At 68.8% G+C, this 18200-nt stretch carries 19 protein-coding genes and 1 pseudogene; 16 read left to right on the top strand and 4 right to left on the bottom strand.

Annotation, left to right across the window (positions count from 1 at the left end):
* The first annotated feature begins 8 nt into the window (after positions 1–8).
* From AWC16_RS07660 to AWC16_RS07650, 3 genes are read left to right on the top strand one after another with little or no spacing between them, the layout of a single operon-like run.
* Complete coding sequence (locus tag AWC16_RS07660) at positions 9–1541, top strand: amidohydrolase (RefSeq protein WP_085264253.1); 1533 nt, start codon at positions 9–11, stop codon at positions 1539–1541.
* Positions 1534–3249, top strand: coding sequence for an apolipoprotein N-acyltransferase (gene lnt / locus AWC16_RS07655; protein ID WP_085264156.1), 1716 nt, complete (start codon positions 1534–1536; stop codon positions 3247–3249). The genes AWC16_RS07660 and lnt overlap by 8 nt, the downstream gene beginning before the upstream one ends.
* Positions 3242–3994 carry a polyprenol monophosphomannose synthase gene (locus tag AWC16_RS07650; RefSeq protein ID WP_085264155.1) on the top strand — a complete coding sequence of 251 codons (753 nt, stop codon included), beginning with the start codon at positions 3242–3244 and terminating at the stop codon, positions 3992–3994. Before lnt ends, AWC16_RS07650 begins: the two co-directional genes overlap by 8 nt.
* Here AWC16_RS07650 and AWC16_RS07645 read toward each other — a convergent pair.
* A complete protein-coding gene (locus AWC16_RS07645; RefSeq protein WP_085264154.1) occupies positions 3991–4326 on the bottom strand; it encodes an RNA polymerase-binding protein RbpA in 336 nt (111 codons plus the stop codon). The two genes, AWC16_RS07650 and AWC16_RS07645, sit on opposite strands and share 4 nt — an antisense overlap.
* Positions 4327–4468: 142 nt before the next feature.
* Between AWC16_RS07645 and AWC16_RS07640 the strand changes: the two genes are divergently transcribed.
* Positions 4469–4807 carry a hypothetical protein gene (locus AWC16_RS07640; protein ID WP_109561323.1) on the top strand — a complete coding sequence of 113 codons (339 nt, stop codon included), beginning with the start codon at positions 4469–4471 and terminating at the stop codon, positions 4805–4807.
* A gap of 2 nt (positions 4808–4809) precedes the next feature.
* Here AWC16_RS07640 and AWC16_RS07635 read toward each other — a convergent pair whose 3' ends face one another.
* Complete coding sequence (locus tag AWC16_RS07635) at positions 4810–5517, bottom strand: hypothetical protein (RefSeq protein WP_085264152.1); 708 nt, start codon at positions 5515–5517, stop codon at positions 4810–4812.
* 17 nt (positions 5518–5534) lie between these two features.
* On the opposite strand from AWC16_RS07635, the gene AWC16_RS07630 reads away from it, so the two are divergent.
* The gene (locus AWC16_RS07630) at positions 5535–7043 is read left to right on the top strand and encodes a carboxylesterase/lipase family protein (protein ID WP_085264151.1); all 1509 of its coding nucleotides are present in this window, start codon (positions 5535–5537) and stop codon (positions 7041–7043) included.
* 21 nt (positions 7044–7064) lie between these two features.
* On the opposite strand, the gene AWC16_RS07625 is transcribed toward AWC16_RS07630, so the two are convergent.
* Complete coding sequence (locus AWC16_RS07625) at positions 7065–7607, bottom strand: RDD family protein (RefSeq protein WP_085264150.1); 543 nt, start codon at positions 7605–7607, stop codon at positions 7065–7067.
* A gap of 84 nt (positions 7608–7691) precedes the next feature.
* On the opposite strand from AWC16_RS07625, the pseudogene AWC16_RS25030 reads away from it, so the two are divergent.
* The 4 genes and pseudogenes from AWC16_RS25030 to AWC16_RS07610 all read left to right on the top strand — a co-directional run.
* Positions 7692–8006: pseudogene (locus AWC16_RS25030) on the top strand (DUF2784 domain-containing protein); the annotation flags it as partial.
* Positions 8007–8060: 54 nt separating this feature from the next.
* Positions 8061–8630 carry an isochorismatase family protein gene (locus AWC16_RS25025; RefSeq protein ID WP_165759189.1) on the top strand — a complete coding sequence of 190 codons (570 nt, stop codon included), beginning with the start codon at positions 8061–8063 and terminating at the stop codon, positions 8628–8630.
* Complete coding sequence (locus AWC16_RS07615) at positions 8630–9430, top strand: nuclear transport factor 2 family protein (RefSeq protein WP_085264148.1); 801 nt, start codon at positions 8630–8632, stop codon at positions 9428–9430. Before AWC16_RS25025 ends, AWC16_RS07615 begins: the two co-directional genes overlap by 1 nt.
* Positions 9431–9461: 31 nt before the next feature.
* Complete coding sequence (locus tag AWC16_RS07610) at positions 9462–9905, top strand: TOBE domain-containing protein (RefSeq protein WP_085264147.1); 444 nt, start codon at positions 9462–9464, stop codon at positions 9903–9905.
* A gap of 1 nt (position 9906) precedes the next feature.
* On the opposite strand, the gene AWC16_RS07605 is transcribed toward AWC16_RS07610, so the two are convergent.
* Positions 9907–10257 carry a DoxX family protein gene (locus tag AWC16_RS07605; protein WP_085264146.1) on the bottom strand — a complete coding sequence of 117 codons (351 nt, stop codon included), beginning with the start codon at positions 10255–10257 and terminating at the stop codon, positions 9907–9909.
* Positions 10258–10329: 72 nt separating this feature from the next.
* On the opposite strand from AWC16_RS07605, the gene AWC16_RS07600 reads away from it, so the two are divergent.
* The 7 genes from AWC16_RS07600 (at position 10330) to AWC16_RS07570 (ending at position 18098) form a co-directional block, all read left to right on the top strand.
* Positions 10330–11226 carry a sigma-70 family RNA polymerase sigma factor gene (locus AWC16_RS07600; RefSeq protein WP_085264145.1) on the top strand — a complete coding sequence of 299 codons (897 nt, stop codon included), beginning with the start codon at positions 10330–10332 and terminating at the stop codon, positions 11224–11226.
* Between the two features lie 114 nt (positions 11227–11340).
* Positions 11341–12030 carry an ATP-binding cassette domain-containing protein gene (locus AWC16_RS07595; RefSeq protein ID WP_085264252.1) on the top strand — a complete coding sequence of 230 codons (690 nt, stop codon included), beginning with the start codon at positions 11341–11343 and terminating at the stop codon, positions 12028–12030.
* A 2-nt stretch (positions 12031–12032) separates the two neighbouring features.
* Entirely contained in the window at positions 12033–13946 is a 1914-nt protein-coding gene (locus AWC16_RS07590) for a YhgE/Pip domain-containing protein (protein ID WP_085264144.1), read from the top strand.
* 10 nt (positions 13947–13956) lie between these two features.
* Positions 13957–15297 (top strand): ABC transporter substrate-binding protein, encoded by a 1341-nt coding sequence (locus tag AWC16_RS07585; protein ID WP_085264143.1) that lies wholly within the window; start codon positions 13957–13959, stop codon positions 15295–15297.
* Positions 15294–16178 (top strand): carbohydrate ABC transporter permease, encoded by an 885-nt coding sequence (locus tag AWC16_RS07580; protein WP_085264142.1) that lies wholly within the window; start codon positions 15294–15296, stop codon positions 16176–16178. The genes AWC16_RS07585 and AWC16_RS07580 overlap by 4 nt, the downstream gene beginning before the upstream one ends.
* Entirely contained in the window at positions 16175–17014 is an 840-nt protein-coding gene (locus AWC16_RS07575; RefSeq protein WP_085264141.1) for a carbohydrate ABC transporter permease, read from the top strand. The genes AWC16_RS07580 and AWC16_RS07575 overlap by 4 nt, the downstream gene beginning before the upstream one ends.
* Before the next feature lie 13 nt (positions 17015–17027).
* A complete protein-coding gene (locus AWC16_RS07570; RefSeq protein ID WP_085264251.1) occupies positions 17028–18098 on the top strand; it encodes an ABC transporter ATP-binding protein in 1071 nt (356 codons plus the stop codon).
* Positions 18099–18200: the final 102 nt, after the last annotated feature.

The following is an 18200-nucleotide window of genomic DNA, read 5'->3' as shown; positions in this document are numbered from 1 at the left end:
CCACCGCGATGGCGGTCCGGGACGGAGTGGTCGCCTGGCTGGGCAGCGACGCCGTCGGCCGCGAACAGTTCCCACAGGCCGAGCTGATCGACCTCGACGGGGCGCTGGTGACACCGGCGTTCGTGGACAGCCACATTCACGTCACCGAGACGGGACTGTGCCGCACCGGTCTGGACCTGCGGCCGGCCACCTCGGCGCGGCACTGCCTGGAACTGATCGCCGACCATGCGGCCGCCCATCCCGGCCAGCCGATCTGGGGCCACGGTTGGGATGAATCCGGCTGGCCGGATGGCGCGGCCCCGGACACGGCGGCGCTGGACGCGGTGGTGGGTGACCGGCCGGCCTACCTGTCCCGGACCGACGTCCACTCGGCGCTGGCCTCGACCGCGCTTCGTAACCGAGTGCCGGGGCTGCCGCAGGGGCCCGACGCCGCGGCACCGTTGTCCGGTGACGCCCACCACCTGGTCCGCGCGGCGGCCCGAGGTCTGCTCACGGCCGGGCAGCGGGCCGAGGCACGCACCGCTGCGCTGGCCGCCGCCGCCGCGGCCGGCATCGTCGCAGTACACGAGTGCGCAGGCCCGGACATCGCGGGACTGGACGACTGGCTGGAACTACGAGCGCTGAGCGAGCACCGCCCGGGTGTCGAGGTCATCGGCTACTGGGGCGAGCAGGTCGGCAGCGGCGCCCAGGCACGCGAGCTGATCGCCGAGACCGGGGCCCGCGGGCTTGGCGGCGATCTGTTCGTCGACGGCTCCCTGGGCTCGCACACCGCCTGGCTGCACGATCCCTACGCCGACGCCGCCGGATGCACCGGGATGTGCCATCTGGACGCCGACGCCGTCACCGCCCATCTGTGGGCCTGCACCGAGGCAGGGGTGACCGCCGGATTCCACGTCATCGGCGACGCCGCGGTGTCGTCGGTGATCGCCGCGCTGGAACGGGTGGTGGAGCACTTCGGTGTTCCCGCCGTGGCACGCTGCGTGCACCGGCTGGAACACCTGGAGATGGTCAGCGCCGAGCAGGCCGCCAAGCTGGGCGCCTGGGGCGTGATCGCCAGTATGCAGCCCGTTTTCGACGCGCTGTGGGGTGGTGACGACGGCATGTACGCCCAGCGGCTCGGTGCTGCGCGAGCCGCCGGGCTGAACCCCTTCGCGCTGTTAGCATCCCAAGGCGTGCCCCTCGCCTTCGGTTCCGACAGCCCGGTGACCGCACTGGATCCGTGGGCCACGGTGCGCGCGGCCGCACACCATCGCACGGCGGGCAGCGCGGTGTCGATGCGGGCGGCATTCGCCGCGGCGACGCGGGGAGGCTGGCGAGCCGCCGGTGTCAACGACGGCATCACCGGGACGCTGGTACCCGGCGCTCCCGCGTCCTACGCAGTCTGGGAGGCGGGGCGACTGGCCGTCGAGGCGCCCCTCGACACCGTCCAGCGCTGGTCCACCGATCCGCGTTCACGGGTGCCCGTACTGCCGGTACTCGATTCCGGTGACACCCCGCGGTGTCGTCGCACCGTGCATCGGGGAGTGATCCTGCATGGCTGAGGCACCGGAGCAGCCGGCTGCTGAGATCCCCGACCGCGCAACCCGAACCGGACCGAACCGGCTGGAACGACTGGGCGCCGCCGCCGCGGATCGCTGGGCGCAGCTGGCGGCGTCGGTGGCCGCCGGCATGCTGTTGCGGGCCAGCTTCGCCCCGCTCAACTGGTGGTGGGCGGCGATCCTGGCCTTCGCTCTGCTGGGCTGGGTGCTTGTCCACCGGGAGACCACCATCGCCGGCGGCTTCGGGTACGGCCTGTTGTTCGGCCTCACCTTCTATCTGCCGCTGCTGCCGTGGGTGGGTGTACTGGTGGGTCCGCTGCCCTGGCTGATGCTGACGCTGATGTGTGCGCTGTTTCCCGCGGTGTTCGGGTCGGCGGCGGTGGCGGTGCGCACGCTAGCCGGCTGGCCGGTCTGGTTCGCGTTGTTGTGGGCGGCCCAGGAATGGGCGAAATCGGTCGTCCCGTTCGGCGGATTCCCTTGGGGTGTCGTGGCATACGGCCAGACTGCGGGGCCGCTGCTGCCGTTGGTCGCCCTCGGCGGGGTTCCGCTGCTGTCGACGGGCGTGGTACTGATCGGCTGCGCCGGAACGGCCCTGGCGGTCGAGATCGTGCGGTGGCTGCGAACCGACTCCGCCCCCGGGCCGGTCAGCCGCCCGCCGGCGGTGCTGCTGCCCGGCCTGTGCATCTGCCTGGTGCTGCTGGCCGCGGTCGTGGTGTGGCCCGGGGTGCGCCGTTCCGGGGCGGGCGCGGGCGATGACCCGTCGATCGCGGTGGCCGCTGTGCAGGGCAACGTGCCCCGCCTCGGGCTCGAGTTCAACGCCCAGCGCCGGGAGGTGCTGGATTACCACGTCCGCGAAACCCTGCGGCTGGCCGAGGACGTCGCGGACGGACGGGCTCCGCAGCCGCTGTTCGTGATCTGGCCGGAGAACGCCTCGGATATCGATCCGCTGATGAACGCCGATGCGGCGCAACAGATCACCACAGCCGCCCAGGCGATCGACGCCCCGATCCTGGTGGGCACCGTGCGGGCCGCGCACGGCTGGACCCGGGAGAATCCGGTGGCGTCGAATTCGGTGCTGGTGTGGGATCCGCGTACCGGGCCGGGGGACAGCCACGACAAGCGGATCGTGCAGCCGTTCGGCGAATACCTGCCGTGGCGCGGGTTCTTCCGTCACCTGTCGAGCTACGCAGACCGCGCGGGGTACTTCGTGGCGGGCCACGGTGACGGGGTGGTGCATGTGGCCGGCGTCCCGGTCGGGGTGGCCACCTGCTGGGAGGTCATCTTCGATCGCGCGCCGCGCCAGTCAGTGCTGGCCGGCGCCCAGATGCTGGCCGTACCGACCAACAACGCCACCTTCGACGAGACGATGAGCGAACAGCAGCTGGCGTTCGCCAAGGTGCGTGCGGTCGAGCACGACCGCTACGTCGTGGTCGCCGGAACCACCGGCATCAGCGCGGTGATCGCACCCGACGGCCGCGAGCTGGCCCGCACCGCCTTCTTCGAACCCGCCTACCTGGACAACCACCTGCGGCTCAAGACCTCGTTGACGATGGCCACCCGGTGGGGGCCGGTGCTGCAATGGGTGCTGCTCGGCGCGGCCGTTGCGGTTCTATTGGCCGCCATACGGCAAAATGGAAGCTTCATGCGTGATCGATTCAAGCGTCGTACCGGCGCCGATCCGGAGAACGGGAGGAACGGCGCCGATGAGTGAGCGTCCCAGCCTGCACACGCTCGTAGTGGTACCCACCTACAACGAGTTGGAGAATCTGCCGATCATCCTCGACCGGCTGGGGCAGGCCCGCCCCGACGTGCACGTCCTCGTTGTCGACGACGGCAGCCCCGACGGCACCGGGAAGCTGGCCGACGAGCGGGCGGCCGCCGATCCCGAGCGCATCCACGTCATGCACCGGACCTCCAAGGCGGGGCTGGGCGCGGCCTACCTGGCCGGTTTCGCCTGGGGCCTGGCCCGCCCCTACGAGGTGATCGTCGAGATGGACGCCGACGGCAGCCACGCGCCCGAACAGCTGTATCGCCTGTTGGATGCCATCGATGCGGGCGCCGACGTGGCGATCGGTTCGCGCTATGTGGACGGTGGGACGGTACGCAACTGGCCGTTGCGCCGCCTGGTGCTGTCCAAGACAGCCAACACCTATGCCCGGCTGTTGCTGGGGGTCGGGATCCACGACATCACCGCCGGCTACCGCGCTTACCGTCGCGGGGTGCTGGAGAAGATCGGCCTGGACGCGGTGGACTCCAAGGGGTACTGCTTCCAGGTCGACCTCACCTGGCGGGCCGTCAACAACGGCTTCACCATCACCGAGGTGCCGATCACGTTCACCGAACGCGAGCTGGGCGTCTCGAAGATGAGCGGCTCGAACATCCGCGAAGCGATGGTCAAGGTCGCGCGGTGGGGGATCGGCGGCCGGGTGAACCGGCTCCGGGGCGGACGCGCTTAGCCGCGCCGCTTCGTCTTGATCAGTTCCAGACGCTCCTTGAGCAGTTCCTCGAGGTCTTCGATCGAGCGACGCTCCAGCAGCATGTCCCAGTGGGTGCGCGGCGGCTTGACCTTCTTGGGCTCGGGCAGGTCGCCCTCGAGCAGCGTGCCCTCCAGGCCGTTGCGGCACATCCAGGTGCCGGGAATCTCCGCGTCGTCGGCGAAGGGAACCTCGAACTCTTCGCCGTTGTCGGTGCGGTACCGCGCCATGCGGCGCGGCGCCAGGTCATGGTTGCGGTCGGTCTCGTAGCTCACGGCTCCCAGCCGACTGCCCCGCAGAACACGATCAGCCATCGACCCACTCTCCTTAAACCTGTTTGTCTCTCAAATACAACCCGCGTTAGACAACGCGAACGGGGCCTGTGCAGTTCCCGCACGCGGCACAACCCCCAATGATACCGGGATCATCGGGGCCTGCGGACTAAGGTCTTCAGGCGTGGCTCGCAGTCCTCGCACCCAACCGTGCCGATGGTGCGGTCGCGACGTGGGCGATGCCGGGATCGGGCGGCGGCGACAGTACTGCCGGCAATCCTGCCGCCAGCGGGCTTACGAGCAGCGGGCCCTGATCAGCAGCGGTAAGACGGCCGCGCTGGCGCCCGATGCCGTGGTGCTCTCCGCGGATGAGGCGACCGCGCTGTCCGACCGGGTGTATCAGGTGCGGTGCGCGGCGGAGGACATCGCCACCGCGCTGAGCGAGGACGCTCCACGGGATGAGCTGCGGAAACTGTGTGACACACTGCTGCACGCCGTCGAATCCGCCGACCGCTGGCGCTGACCTCAGCTCGCGCAGCTGAACAGCTTGCCGGCATCGGCCGGCGGCGGCACCGCGTGCAGGCAGCCGAACGTCTCGATGCCTTCGGGACTGAACCGCACCGCCGAACGGTGCGCGTAGTTCACGCAGAACAGCCCGGCTCGATCCGCCCGACAGCGATAGTCACCGAACGACAGCGCCGCTCCGTCGGGCAGTTCGGCCCCGTCACCGTGCAGAAATCGGCCGGGATCACCATGCGCGGACCCGACACGCAGGCTGTTGCCGCCGTAGTCGACCCAGCCGCCCTTCCACTGCCCGTAGACGACGTCGGGCGGCGACGGCGGGTTCCCCAGGTCGACCACGCAGGCCAACGCGCTGTCGGCGGAGGCGGAATCGGTCATGCAGATGGTGTTGCGGCGGGGCGCGGCAGGCACCGTGAAGGCGACCTCATCGATGAGGTCGGTGGTCTCGCCGTCCCGGGTGGCCTTGTGGTAGCCGGCGGCGTCGGCGGGGCGGCCTGCCTCGATCCAGGCGATGACATCGGCGATGGGGGCGCCCTGCGACGGGGGAGCCGGGGACGCCGACGGCTTCGACGGCGATGGAGTCGCGGGAGTCGACGAGGACGGCACGCTGGAGGCCGCGGGCCCGGTCGAGCTCGGTGCCGGCTCCTCAACCGTGGCGCCCGAACATCCGGCGACCAACAGCAACACGGCGATCAGCCCGGTCAGACGCATGCCATTAGGCTAATCGCATGCATAGCCATCCCGTGCAGGCCAGCATCGCCACCGGTGTCGTGGAGGGTTTCGTGCGCGACGGGGTGCGCAGATGGCGGTCCATCCCCTATGCCCGTCCGCCGGTCGGGCCGTTACGGTTCCGCGCACCGCAGCCGGCCGAGCCGTGGTCGGGGGTGCGCCACTGTCACGGTTTCACCAACTGCGCGCCGCAGGACCGGATGTACACCATGCTGGGTCCAGGCCGGTTCCAGCCGACCGGTGAAGACTGCCTCACGCTGAACGTGGTGGCGCCCGAAGATGGCGCCACCACCCCGCTGCCCGTCATGGTGTTCATCCACGGCGGCGGCTACATCCTGGGCAGCTCGGCCACCCCGATCTACGACGGGGCGGCGCTGGCCCGTCGTGGCTGCGTGTACGTGTCGGTCAACTACCGGCTCGGCGCGCTCGGGTGCCTGGACCTGTCGTCGCTGTCGACCTCCGAGGTCACCATCGACAGCAACCTGTACCTGCGGGACCTGGTGATGGCGCTGCGCTGGGTTCGGGAGAACATCGGGGCGTTCGGCGGGGACCCCGACAACGTCACCATCTTCGGGGAGAGCGCCGGTGCGCACGCCGTCGCGACCCTGCTGGGCGTTCCCGCCGCGGAGGGCCTGTTCTCCCGGGCCATCGCCGAAAGCCCGGCCGCGGGACTGGTGCGTGGCACCGACATCGCGGCCGAATTCGCCGACCGGTTTGCCGCGCTTCTCGGGGTACGCCCTGCCGACGCCGCCCAGGCGCTGCTGCGGGTGTCGCCGGACGAGCTGGTGGCGGCCCAGAACCGGTTGATCGACGTGGGCAACCGAGAGATGCTGGGCGCTTTCCCGATCGGGCCGGTCTCCGGCGACGACGTGTTGCCGCTGGATCCGCTTGAGGCGATGCGGCGGGGGTCGGCCAACCGGGTGCCGCTGATCGTCGGCAGCAACGCCCAGGAGGGACGGCTGTTCACCCGGTTCTTGAAGATGTTGCCGACCAACGAACCGATGGTGGAGGCGGTGCTGGCCGGCGCCGACGCCGGGGTGCGCGATCGCATCATCGCCGCCTATCCGGACTATCCGGCTCGGAAGGCCTGCATCCGGCTCGGCGGTGATTTCGCATTCAACGCGGCGGTGTGGGACATCGCCGAAGCGCACGGTGCGCACGCACCCACCTACGTCTACCGCTATGACTTCGCGCCGCGGGTGCTGCGCTGGTCGGGGATGGGGGCCACCCATGCCACCGAACTGTTCGCGGTGTTCGACGTCTACCGTAGCGGCGGGCTGGGCCGGCTGCTCACCGCCGGCGCCGACCGGCGCTCGGCCCTGCGGGTCAGCGGGCAGGTCCAGCGCCGCTGGGGGGCGTTCAGCCGGGCGGGCGCACCGGGCGACGACTGGCCGGCCTACAACCCCGACGACCGCGCGGTGATGGTGTTCGACCACGAGACCCGGCTGGAGTTCGACCCGAGCTCGGAGCGCCGGAAGGCCTGGCGGGGGTTCTCTCTGGCCCGCTGACTTCCCTGCTCGCCAGTCGGATCAGGCCCGGATCACCCGGGTGCCGCCGGCCAACTCGTCGTGCTTGCCCTGCTTGGTGGGGCTGCCGCTGATGGTCACCGCGATCACGACGTAGGCCACGAAGGCCAGCAGCGGGCCGATGTAGGGAACCACCGCGAGCACGGTGAAGGCATTGCGGATGGCCGACTGCGCCGGGGCCGGCTTGGAGACACCGTCGGGCCCGCGCACCGCCAGACCGAGCAGCCGCTTGGCCGGGGTGGCCCCTTGGGTGACCTCGAACAACACGAAGTAGCCGTAGGTCAGCACACCGGAGAACAGGCCGGTGACCAGGAACGGGTAATCGTCGGAGAACAAGAACACCGACAAGAAGAACGCCACGATGCTGACCAGCACGCCGTCGAGCAGCCGGGCCCAAAAGCGCCTGCCCAGCCCACCGGGGTGCTGGGCCGGTTGCTGGCCCCACGGGGGCTGTTGCCCCCAGCCCGGAGCCGGTGGATAGCCGCCGGGCTGTCCGTAACCGGGGCCGTAACCAGGGCCGTTGGGGCCGAAATCACCGGTTGTCATCAGCTTTGCTCCTGACCACGTTGGATGTCCGCCAATGTACCGTGACGGTCGGGGACTGGACCGGATTCTGCGGACGGCGAAACGATGTACGAGACCGCGGTGGTGCTCATCGTCGTATCGCACCTTGCCTTCGTCGGTTACGTGGTGGCCGGCGGCTTCCTGGCGCTGCGGTGGCCGCGCTCCATCTGGCTGCACGCTGCGGCGGTGATCTGGGCGATTCTGATCGTGGTCGCAGATCTGGACTGCCCGCTGACCTGGCTGGAGCGCCGTGCGCGGACGGCCGCCGGACTGGCCCCGCTGCCACCGGAGGGGTTCATCGCCCACTATCTGACCGGTGTCGTCTACCCGGCCTCCTGGGCCACGGCGGTCAGTGTCGCGGCGCTGGCAGCGGTCGCGGTGTCCTGGGTGCTGTACGGCCGGGAGTCGTTGCGGCGCCGGCGATACTGTGGACGCATGCGGGCGCTGATCATCGTCGACGTGCAGAACGACTTCTGCGAGGGGGGCGCACTCCCGGTCACCGGCGCTGTGGCCGTCGCGCACGACATCAGCCGCTACGTGGCCGGCGCGGCCGGCCGGGCCCGCTACGACCACGTGGTGGCGACCCAGGACTGGCACATCGATCCGGGCACGCACTTCTCCGAGCACCCGGACCACCAGAGGTCGTGGCCGCCGCACTGCGTCGCTGGAAGTCCCGGTGCGGATTTCCATCCCGCGTTGAGCACCGATCGGATCGAAGCGGTCTTCAAGAAGGGTGCCTACAGCGCGGGATACAGCGGGTTCGACGGCGTCGATGAGGACGGCACCGCGCTCGCCGACTGGCTGCACGAGCGCGGCGTCGGCAGTGTGGATGTGGTCGGTGTCGCCACCGACCACTGCGTGCGCGCCACCGCCGAAGACGCGGTTCGCGCGGGGTTCTCCACCGCGGTGCTGCCGCACCTGACCGCCGGAGTGTCCGCCGACTCGACGGCCGCCGCGCTGGCGGAGATGCGTTCCGCCGGCATCGCTCTGGTGGAGGCCGCCTGATGGCGGGCGCGACAGCGGCCGAGCTGCTGGCGGCGGTCGAGCAGTCCCCGGCCGCGGCGGCCGCCCACGACCGGGCCGGCTGGGTGGGCCTGTTCGGCCCGGACGGCCGGGTGGAGGACCCGGTGGGCTCACGCCCGCACGTCGGCACCGAGCAGATCGGCCGGTTCTACGACACGTTCATCGGGCCGCGCGACATCACGTTCCACCGTGACCTGGACATCGTCCGCGGGAACACCGTCATCCGGGACCTGCAGCTCGAGGTCGCGATGGGCCCGTCGGTGACCATGCACATTCCGGCGGTCATCCGCTACGACCTGCAGAACTCCGCCGGCCGCTGGGAGCTGCAGCGATTGCGCGCCTACTGGGAACTGCCGGCGATGATGCGCCAGTTCCTCGGCAACGGCATCGCGGCGATGCCCGCCGGGATGCAGCTGACGCGGTCACTGCTGGGCAATCAGCGACTCGCGGGCACCGCCGGATTCGCCGCCGGCTTCCGCCGACCGGCCAGCCGCGGCAAGAAGCCGGTGCAGGCGTTCCTGGCAGCGATCGCCTCGGGCAGCACGGCCGCCGCCAGGAGCCTGCTATCACCCAGTGCCACAGTCACTTACGGCGATGACACCGCGGCGGACCTGGCCGATCTCGGCGCGCAGCTCGACGGTTCGAGCCCGGCCAAGCTGTTGGCGTCCGGCAGCACCGTCGCGGTGTCGACCCGATCGGAGCGTCAACGCGCCGTGCTTTTCTTCGACCTGGCCGGTCGGGGCGGGCCGATCACGTCGATACGGTATTTCCCAGGAGACTGAGCAGCCGCGACGACGGCGATAAGCTCGGTGGGTGTCAAGCTTTCGAATTGCCGAAGTCGCCGAATTGCTCGGGGTCAGTGACGACACCGTACGGCGGTGGATCGACTCCGGTCGCCTGTCGGTGACGGCGGGCAGCGGGCCCCGCATGGTCGACGGGGCCGAGCTGGCACGGTTCGCCCAGGAGCGCGCCTCCGTCGAACCGGTGTCCCGTAATCCCGTGGTGGGCCAGTCCGCCCGCAACCGGATGGTCGGGCTGGTCACCGAGGTGACCCGCGACACGGTGATGGCGCAGGTGGAGATTCAAGCCGGCCCGTTCCGGCTGGTGTCGCTGGTCAGCCGGGAGGCCGCCGACGAGCTGCAGCTACAACCCGGCAGCCTAGTCGTCGCATCGGTCAAGGCCACCAACGTCGTCGTCGAACTCCCGCGGCGGGCCGGTTCCGCCGGCCACGCCGATCCGGCCTCCGAATTCGCGTAGGTCAGGCCAGCATCACCAGCGATGCCGTCGCCAACAGCAGGTACAGCCCCGGAAAGGCGATGTTGGACAGCACCCCGGCCCGCACGTGGGTCACGACGGCACCGACGAAGTACACCACCAGCCCGGCCGCACCGGCGACGCCGACCAGCGGTACGCCTGCCAGCCCGATCAGCAGGCCGAGGCCCCCAGCCAGTTTCAGCCCGCCCAACAGCGGTAACCACGACCGCGGCACTCCTACCCGGGCGGAATTGGCCAGAACGAATTGCGCCGGAACGAAGTCGGGGACCGCGATGGCGATGGTGATGACCGCGGTGACAGCGACCGTCACCAGGTAGAGAGTCGGTAGGCTCATGATGTTGCTCTTCCTGTCGTCGGTGGATGTGGCTATATCCCTGTGACGACTCCCGATTGGGAAAGGTGACCCATGGGCAACGCGGACATGCTGGCCCGGCAGTTCGAGGACAACCGTCGCCGCCTGCATGCGGTGGCGTTTCATCTGCTCGGCTCCGCCGCCGACGCCGACGACGCCGTCCAAACGGCCTGGCTGAAGGCAAGCCGGGCCGACTTCGCCGCGGTGGACAATCTGCCCGGTTGGCTCACCACCATCACCGCCCGCACCGCCGTGGACCAGCTGCGGACGCGTTCGCGCCGGGGCGAGCAATCACTGACGGATTCACCCGATCTGGAGAGCGCCCCGACCCTGACCGCGCCGGCCGCCGACGAAGAGGTGCTGCGCACCGAAGCGATCAGCCGAGCACTGCTGGTGGTGCTGGACCGGTTGTCGCCGGACCAGCGGGTTGCTTTCGTGCTGCACGACGTGTTCGACGTGCCGTTCGACCAGATCGGTGGCCTGCTCGACCGCTCACCGGACGCCGCCAAGAAGCTGGCCAGCCGGGCCCGGGCACGACTGGCCGCCGGGCCGGCCGAGCAACCGCGGCGCCGCGCCGAACACCTCGAGATCGTGACCGCGTTCCTGGCGGCCTCCCGCGGCGGAGACATTCCCGCGCTGCTGGCGCTGTTGGCGCCCGACGTGGTGCGACGGGTCGACCCGGTGCTGATACCGGCCGACGTGCCCACCCAGGTGCGCGGCGCCACCGATGTCGCGACGGAGACCCGGCGCTTCACCCAGCGCGCCCGCGCCGGTGTCGTGCTGCTCATTGACGGCGCACCCGGCATCGCGATCGCCCCGGGAGGTCACCTGCTGGCCATCCTGCGAATCGGAATCGACGACGGTGGGCGCATCCACACCGTCGACATCGCCGGCGATCCCGATCGACTGCGCGCCGCGACGCTGCAGCTCCCGCAACCGTATCGGCGGTAAGAACGGGTGACGGCCGGTCATGGCCGGCGGGTTCTGCTTTGATGGGTCACGCGAATCGATGTGTGAGGGGGAGATCCCGTGTCAGAGGAAACAGCGGTCGCTGAGCCGGCACCGATGGCGGTGACCGCACGCGGCATCTCGATGACCGGGCCGTGGGGCCAGGCCTTCGGGCCGCTTGATCTCGACATCCCTGCCGGCGGTCTCACCGTCCTGCTCGGCCCACCCGGCTCGGGACGCACCGCCTTGCTGATGACCGTGGCGGGCCGGATGAAGCCGTCCGCGGGGACGCTCACGGTATTGGGGCGCCGCAAAGCACGCGACATCTTCGGAGTCGCCGCTCTGGCCGGCGTCGAACAGCTCGACGCGATCTTCGAGTCGGTGACGGTACAAGACCTGATCACCGAACAGATCCGCTGGGACTCGCCCTGGTATCAGCTGGTGCGCCGCGCCGGCAAAGCCGAGCGCGATGCCGTCTGCCGGCCGGTCTTCGGCGAGCTCCCCATGCCGCAACTGAACGACTACGTCGAACAACTCGACGAGTTGACCGGACTGCTGCTGCGTATCGCGCTGGCCAACACGGCGCGTCCGCCACTGCTGGTGGTCGGCAGCATCGATGAGGTCACCAACTACCGCGACCGCGCCGCTCTGATCCGCAGGCTGGTCGCGCTGGGGGAGAAGCAGACCGTGATCACCGCCTCGGCCAACGAACTTCCCGTGGCATCCGGGGTCACCGCGCAGTTCTCGGTCAGTCAGCTGGGGCTCGCCGGGCTCACCCACGGCAGACACGAGAAGGAGAACGCCTGACCATGCTCGCCGGAATGTCGCTGGGCACCGACCTCAAACGCTATTCGCGCGGCACCATGCCGCGACTGGCCCTGATCACCATCATCGTGCTGCCGCTGCTGTACGGCGCCATGTACCTGTGGGCGTTCTGGAATCCGTTCGCCGCCATCGACAAGATCCCGGTCGCCCTGGTCAACGAGGACACCGGTGCCAGCGTCTCCGGCAACCAGGTGCGCGCCGGCGACGAAGTCGCCCACGCATTGGTCGACTCCGGCCAGCTCGATCTGCATCAGGTATCGGAAAGCGAAGCCGTCAAAGGGGTTTCCGACGGCACCTACTATTTCTCGATCACGCTGCCGGCCGACTTCAGCGAGGCGGTGGTGTCCCCGGCGGGCCCGAATCCGCAGAAGGCGCAGATCCAGTTCCGGTTCAACGACGCCAACAACTATCTGGCTTCGGTCATGGGCCAGAACGCTGCCCGCGAGGTGCTCAACGAGGTGAGCTCCAAGGTCGGCCAGCAGGTGATCGGCACCGCGCTGAACCAGGTGACCGACGAGGTCAAGAAGGCCGCCGACGGTGCAAGCCAGCTCTCCGACGGCTCAAAGACATTGGCTGACAACCTCGGAACGGCCCGCGATGGGTCAGCCGCGCTCGCCGACGGAATCCGTCAGCTGTCGTCGGGTGTGCTACAGGCCACCGACCCGCTGATGAAGGTGACCGACGACCTCGCCGCCGTGGACTTCGATCCGAACGCCGCCGGCGCGGCCGCGGCCAGTCTGAGCGGCAACCTCAAAACGGTGACCGACCGGCTCGCGTCGCTCAACGTCAACTACCAGCAGGCCGCCGGAATCGTCGACCAGGTTGTAGAAGCGTTGCGCGCCAACGCCGATCCCGCGGTGCGAGGGCTCGGCGACACCCTCGCCGGAGCCCAGCAACTCCTCAACGTCGAGGGGATGGATCCGGCCACCGATGAGGGACTGACCCAACTGCGCACCAACACCCAACAGCTGGAGAATGATCTGGCTGATCCCAACAGCGGGCTGCGCACGTTCATGACCCACGCCCTCGACGGCGGGCTCAAGAACGATCTGGTCGGGCTGCGCGACGGAGCCACCGCGCTGGCAGCCGGCGCCCACCAGCTCAGCGATGGCCTGGTCCAGTTGACCGACGGCAGCAATCAACTCAAGGACGGCGCCGCCCAGTTGGCGTCGGGCCTGGGCCAGGCGGATCAGCGCGCTTCGACGATCACCGACCAACAGCGCGTCCAAGTGGCCCAGATCCTGGCCGGCCCGGTCGGCGTCGATATGGACTTCACCCATCACGCCGCCACCTTCGGCACCGGGTTCGCCCCGTTCTTTCTGCCGCTGGCATTGTTCATCGGTGCGTTGATCGTGTGGATGTTGTTGACCCCGCTACAGACTCGCGCCATTGTCAACGGCCTTGGTGCGCTGCGGGTGGTGCTGGCCTCATACTGGCCGGCCCTGCTGCTGGGGATCTGTCAGGTGGTGCTGATGTATGCGGTGGTGCACTTCGGTGTCGGGTTGCAGGCGCGCTACGCGGTGGGCACGGTGCTGTTCCTGGGACTGATCGCCGCGTCGTTCCTGGCGCTGATCCAGGCGTTCAACGCGGTGCTGGGTGTCGCGGTCGGCCGGGTGTTCACCCTGGCCTTCCTGATGTTCCAGCTGGTGTCGTCCGGCGGGGTGTATCCGGTGGAGACCACGGCCAAACCGTTCCAGATCCTGCATCCGTATGATCCGATGACCTACGCCGTCAACGGGTTACGGCAGTTGACGGTCGGAGGGATCGACTCCAGGATGTGGACGTCGGTGGCGGTGCTGGCCGGGATTCTCGTGGCGTCGCTGGCCGCGAGCTCCTGGGCCGCCCGGCGAGATCGCCAGTACACCCTGGAACGCCTCCACCCGCCGATCGAAGTGTGACGGTTCGCGGGTGCGGGCCTCCGGTGCACAATCGCTCACGCGACGCAGCGTGCTGCGCGGCGCCGGGGCGATCGGGGCGGCCGCGCTGTTGCCCTGGACGTCGGCCTGCGGCCGCGACGACGACGCACTGACCTTCTTCTTCGCGGCCAACCCGGAAGAGGCCGACGCCCGGCTGCGCATCGTGAACGCATTCCAGCGCGAGCACCCCGACATCCGGGTCCGCACCGTGCTGGCCGGGGGAGACCCCACCCAGCAGATGTCGACGTTCTGCGCCGGCGGCAAATGCCCGGATGTGCTGATGGCGTGGGAGTTCAACTACGCCGGACTGGCCGAGCGCGGCGTGCTGGCGGACCTGAACACCCTGCTGGACCGGGACCGGGAGTTCGCGGCCAGGTTGCGCGCCGACAGCATCCCCGCCCTGTACGAGACGTTCGGTTTCAACGGAGGCCAGTACGCGTTCCCGGAGCAGTGGTCGGGGGCATTCCTGTTCTACAACACCAGAATCTTCGCCGAGGCCGGGGTGCGCCCGCCGCCGGGCCGATGGGACAAGCCCTGGACATTCGGTGAATTCCTGGACACCGCAACCGCACTCGCCCGACGGTCCGCCAACGGCCGAATCACCCAGTGGGGCTTCGTCGACACCTGGTCGCCACCGTATTCCGCGGCGCTGTTCGGCATGAACAACGGCACGCCGTGGGCCGTGCCACGAGTCAACCCGACCCACCTGAACTTCGACGACGACGACTTTCTCGCCGGCCTGCAGTTCTACGCCGACCTGGCCAACGTTCACCGGGTGGCTCCCGCGGCCGCCGACACCCAGTCGATGTCCACCATGGGACTGTTCTCCGCGGGAAAGGCGGCGATGGCGCTCGGCGGGCACTGGCGCTACCAGACCTTCGCGCAGGCCGACGATCTCGACTTCGACGTGGCGATCCTGCCGACCGGGCCGGCTGCGGCCGCCAAGGGCATGGCCGCCCGGTCCGCCATCGGCAGCACCGGCCTGGCGATCGCCGCCGACAGCCGCCATCGGGATCAGGCCTGGGAGTTCGTCAAATTCGCCGCGGGACCCGTGGGGCAGGCACTGATCGGGGAGTCCGGACTCTTTGTGCCGGTGCTGCGCTCGGCGATCGCCGCACCCGGATTCACCGCCGCCCACACCGGAATCAGCAATCGGGCGGTGCTCACCGGGGGGCCCGCGCACTCCGAGGGACTGCCGATCTCCCCGGAGTGGCAGAAGGTCCACGCCCTGATGGACCGCGCCATCGGACCGGTGCTGCGCGGAAAGCGGCCCGCTACCAGTTTGAAGACCGGGCTCGCGCCACAGATCGATGAAGTGTTGGCTTCGGCATGAACCCCACACGCAGACGGGCACGAGCCGGGCGCTGGTTCATCGCGCCGAACCTCGCGGCGGTCGCGGTGTTCATGGCGTTCCCGCTGGCCTTTTCGCTCTACATGAGCTTTCAGCGATGGGACCTGTTCACGGCGCCGACGTTCGTCGGCGTGACGAACTTCCGAGACCTGTTCGCACATGACCCGCTGTTCGGTATCGCGGTGCGCAACACCACGGTGTTCACCGTCGGCACCGTGGTACCGACGGTGTTGATCAGTCTGGCGGTGGCCGGATTTTTGAACCGGAAGATCAAGGGCATCGGGCTGTTTCGGGCAATCGCGTTTATTCCGCTGGCAGTGTCATCGGTGGTGATCGCGGTGGTGTGGCAGTTCGTGTTCAACACCGACAGCGGGTTGCTCAACATCATGCTCGGCTGGTTCGGAATCTCCCCGGTGCCGTGGCTCACCGAGCCGCACTGGGCGATGGCGTCCTTGTGTCTGGTCAGCGTCTGGAAGAGCGTGCCGTTCGCGACGGTCATTCTGCTGGCGGCCATGCAGGGTGTGCCCGACTCTCTGCATGAGGCGGCGCGCATCGACGGCGCCGGGGAGGTTCGGCGCTTCGTGTCCATCACGGTCCCGATGATCCGCGGCGCGCTGTGGTTCGTGGTGGTGATCTCGGTGATCAACGCGTTCCAGGCATTCGACCTGGTCTACGTCCTCACCGGAAGCAGCGGCGGGCCGGAGACCGGGACCTACGTGTTGGCCATCATGTTGTTCCAACACGCATTCGCCTTCCTGGACTTCGGCTACGCATCCGCGCTGGCCTGGGTGATGTTCGCCGTGCTGTTGGTGCTGACCGTCATCCAGCTGCGGCTGTCTCGCCGAAATGCGGTGGACCAATGACGGCCCGGCCGGTGCGGCACCGCATCGCAGGGTTGCTGGGCGTGTACGCCGGGTTGGCCGGCGTGGCCGCGTGTGCGCTGTTCCCGATCCTGTGGGCGCTGTCGGGATCACTCAAGCGCCAATCCGAGGTCAGCCAGCCGATGCTGCTGCCGGCTCATCCGCAGTGGTCGAACTACCTCGACGTGTTCACCCGAATGCCGTTCTGGCGGATGCTGTTCAACACCGTTCTCTACGCCGGCTGTGTGACGGCCGGACAGGTCTTCTTCTGCTCACTGGCGGGCTATGCCTTCGCCCGGCTGCCGTTCACCGGACGCGACACGCTCTTCGTGTTGTACCTGGCAACACTGATGGTGCCGTTGACGGTCACGGTGATTCCGCAGTTCATCCTGATGCGAGTGTTCGGGTGGACCGACACCATGTGGGCGATGATCGTCCCCGGGTTGTTCGGCAGCGCATTCGGCACCTATCTGATGCGGCAGTTCTTCGCGACGCTGCCCATCGATCTGGAGGAGGCGGCCATTCTGGACGGGTGCTCGCCGTGGACGGTCTACTGGCGGATCCTGTTGCCGCACGCCAAACCGGCGGTGATGGTGCTGGCCGTACTGACCTGGATCAACGTCTGGAACGACTTCCTGTGGCCGCTGTTGATGATCCAGACCAAGGACATTGCCACCCTTACCCTCGGATTGGTGTGGATGCAGGGGGAGTACGTCGCCGAGTGGCCGGTGCTGATGGCGGCGTCCATGCTGATGCTGGCGCCGCTGGTCGTGGTCTACACCCTCGCCCAACGTGCCTTCGTCAGCGGGATCGCGGCGACCGGGTTCGGTGGACGGTAGTCAGGAGATTGCAGTGGCCTCAGTGACGTTCGACTCCGTGACTCGGCGCTACCCGGGTGCCGACCGCCCGGCATTGGATGCGTTGGACCTGGCGGTCCCCGACGGCGAGTTCATGGTGCTGGTCGGGCCGTCGGGTTGCGGCAAGACGACGACGCTGCGGATGCTGGCCGGCTTGGAACCCGTTGACGCGGGCCATATCTACATCGGCGAGCATGACGTCACCGCGACCGACCCCGGCCGTCGCGACATCGCGATGGTGTTCCAGAACTATGCGCTGTACCCGCATATGACGGTGGCGCAGAACATGGGTTTCGCACTCAAGGTCGCCAAGGTTCCGAAGGCCGAGATCCGCGCCAGGGTGTCCGAGGCCGCCCAACTGCTGGGTCTTGAGGCACACCTGCAGCGCAAACCCAAGGACCTCTCCGGCGGGGAACGCCAGCGGGTCGCGATGGGCCGGGCCATCGTGCGCCGCCCGCAGGTCTTTCTGATGGATGAGCCGCTGTCGAACCTGGATGCCATGCTGCGGGTGCAGACCCGCAACCAGGTGGCCGAACTGCAGCGGCGGCTGGGGATCACCACCGTCTACGTCACCCATGACCAGGTCGAGGCCATGACGATGGGGGATCGGGTCGCGGTGCTGCGCGACGGGGTGCTGCAGCAGTGCGCCCCGCCGCGCGAGCTCTACCGCAGCCCGGCCAACGTGTTCGTCGCCGGATTCATCGGGTCGCCGGCGATGAATCTGTTCACCGTGCCGGTTGTCGACGGGACGGTGTCGCTGGGGGACTGCGTCATTCCGGTCAGCCGCGAGATCGCCGCGGCAGCAGGCGAAGTGGTGGTCGGTGTCCGGCCCGAACATTTCGAGTCAAGTGATTCCGGTGTCGACATCGACGTGGACTTGGTCGAGGAACTGGGCGCCGACACCTACCTGTACGGGCGAATCACTTCTTCCGACGGCGCGGCTCCATGGTCGGTAACCGCCCGGGTGTCCGGCGAGACGTCCGTGCGCCGAGGCGATCGCGTGCGGTTGCGTCCCGATCCGGACCACGTGCACTTCTTCAGCGCGGCAGGGGTGCGGCTCGGTTAGGAGCGAGCTTCTGTCATAAGGTCGCTGTCTTGAGTCAAGAAGTTGGCAGGTTTGTTTGGGTGATCGGGTTCAGGTAGGCCTGCTGCGGGGTGCGGTCTTGGA

The organism is Mycolicibacter longobardus (assembly GCF_002102265.1).
Taxonomy (GTDB): Bacteria; Actinomycetota; Actinomycetes; order Mycobacteriales; family Mycobacteriaceae; genus Mycobacterium; species Mycobacterium longobardum.
This window is presented reverse-complemented; position numbering and strand designations above follow the sequence as displayed.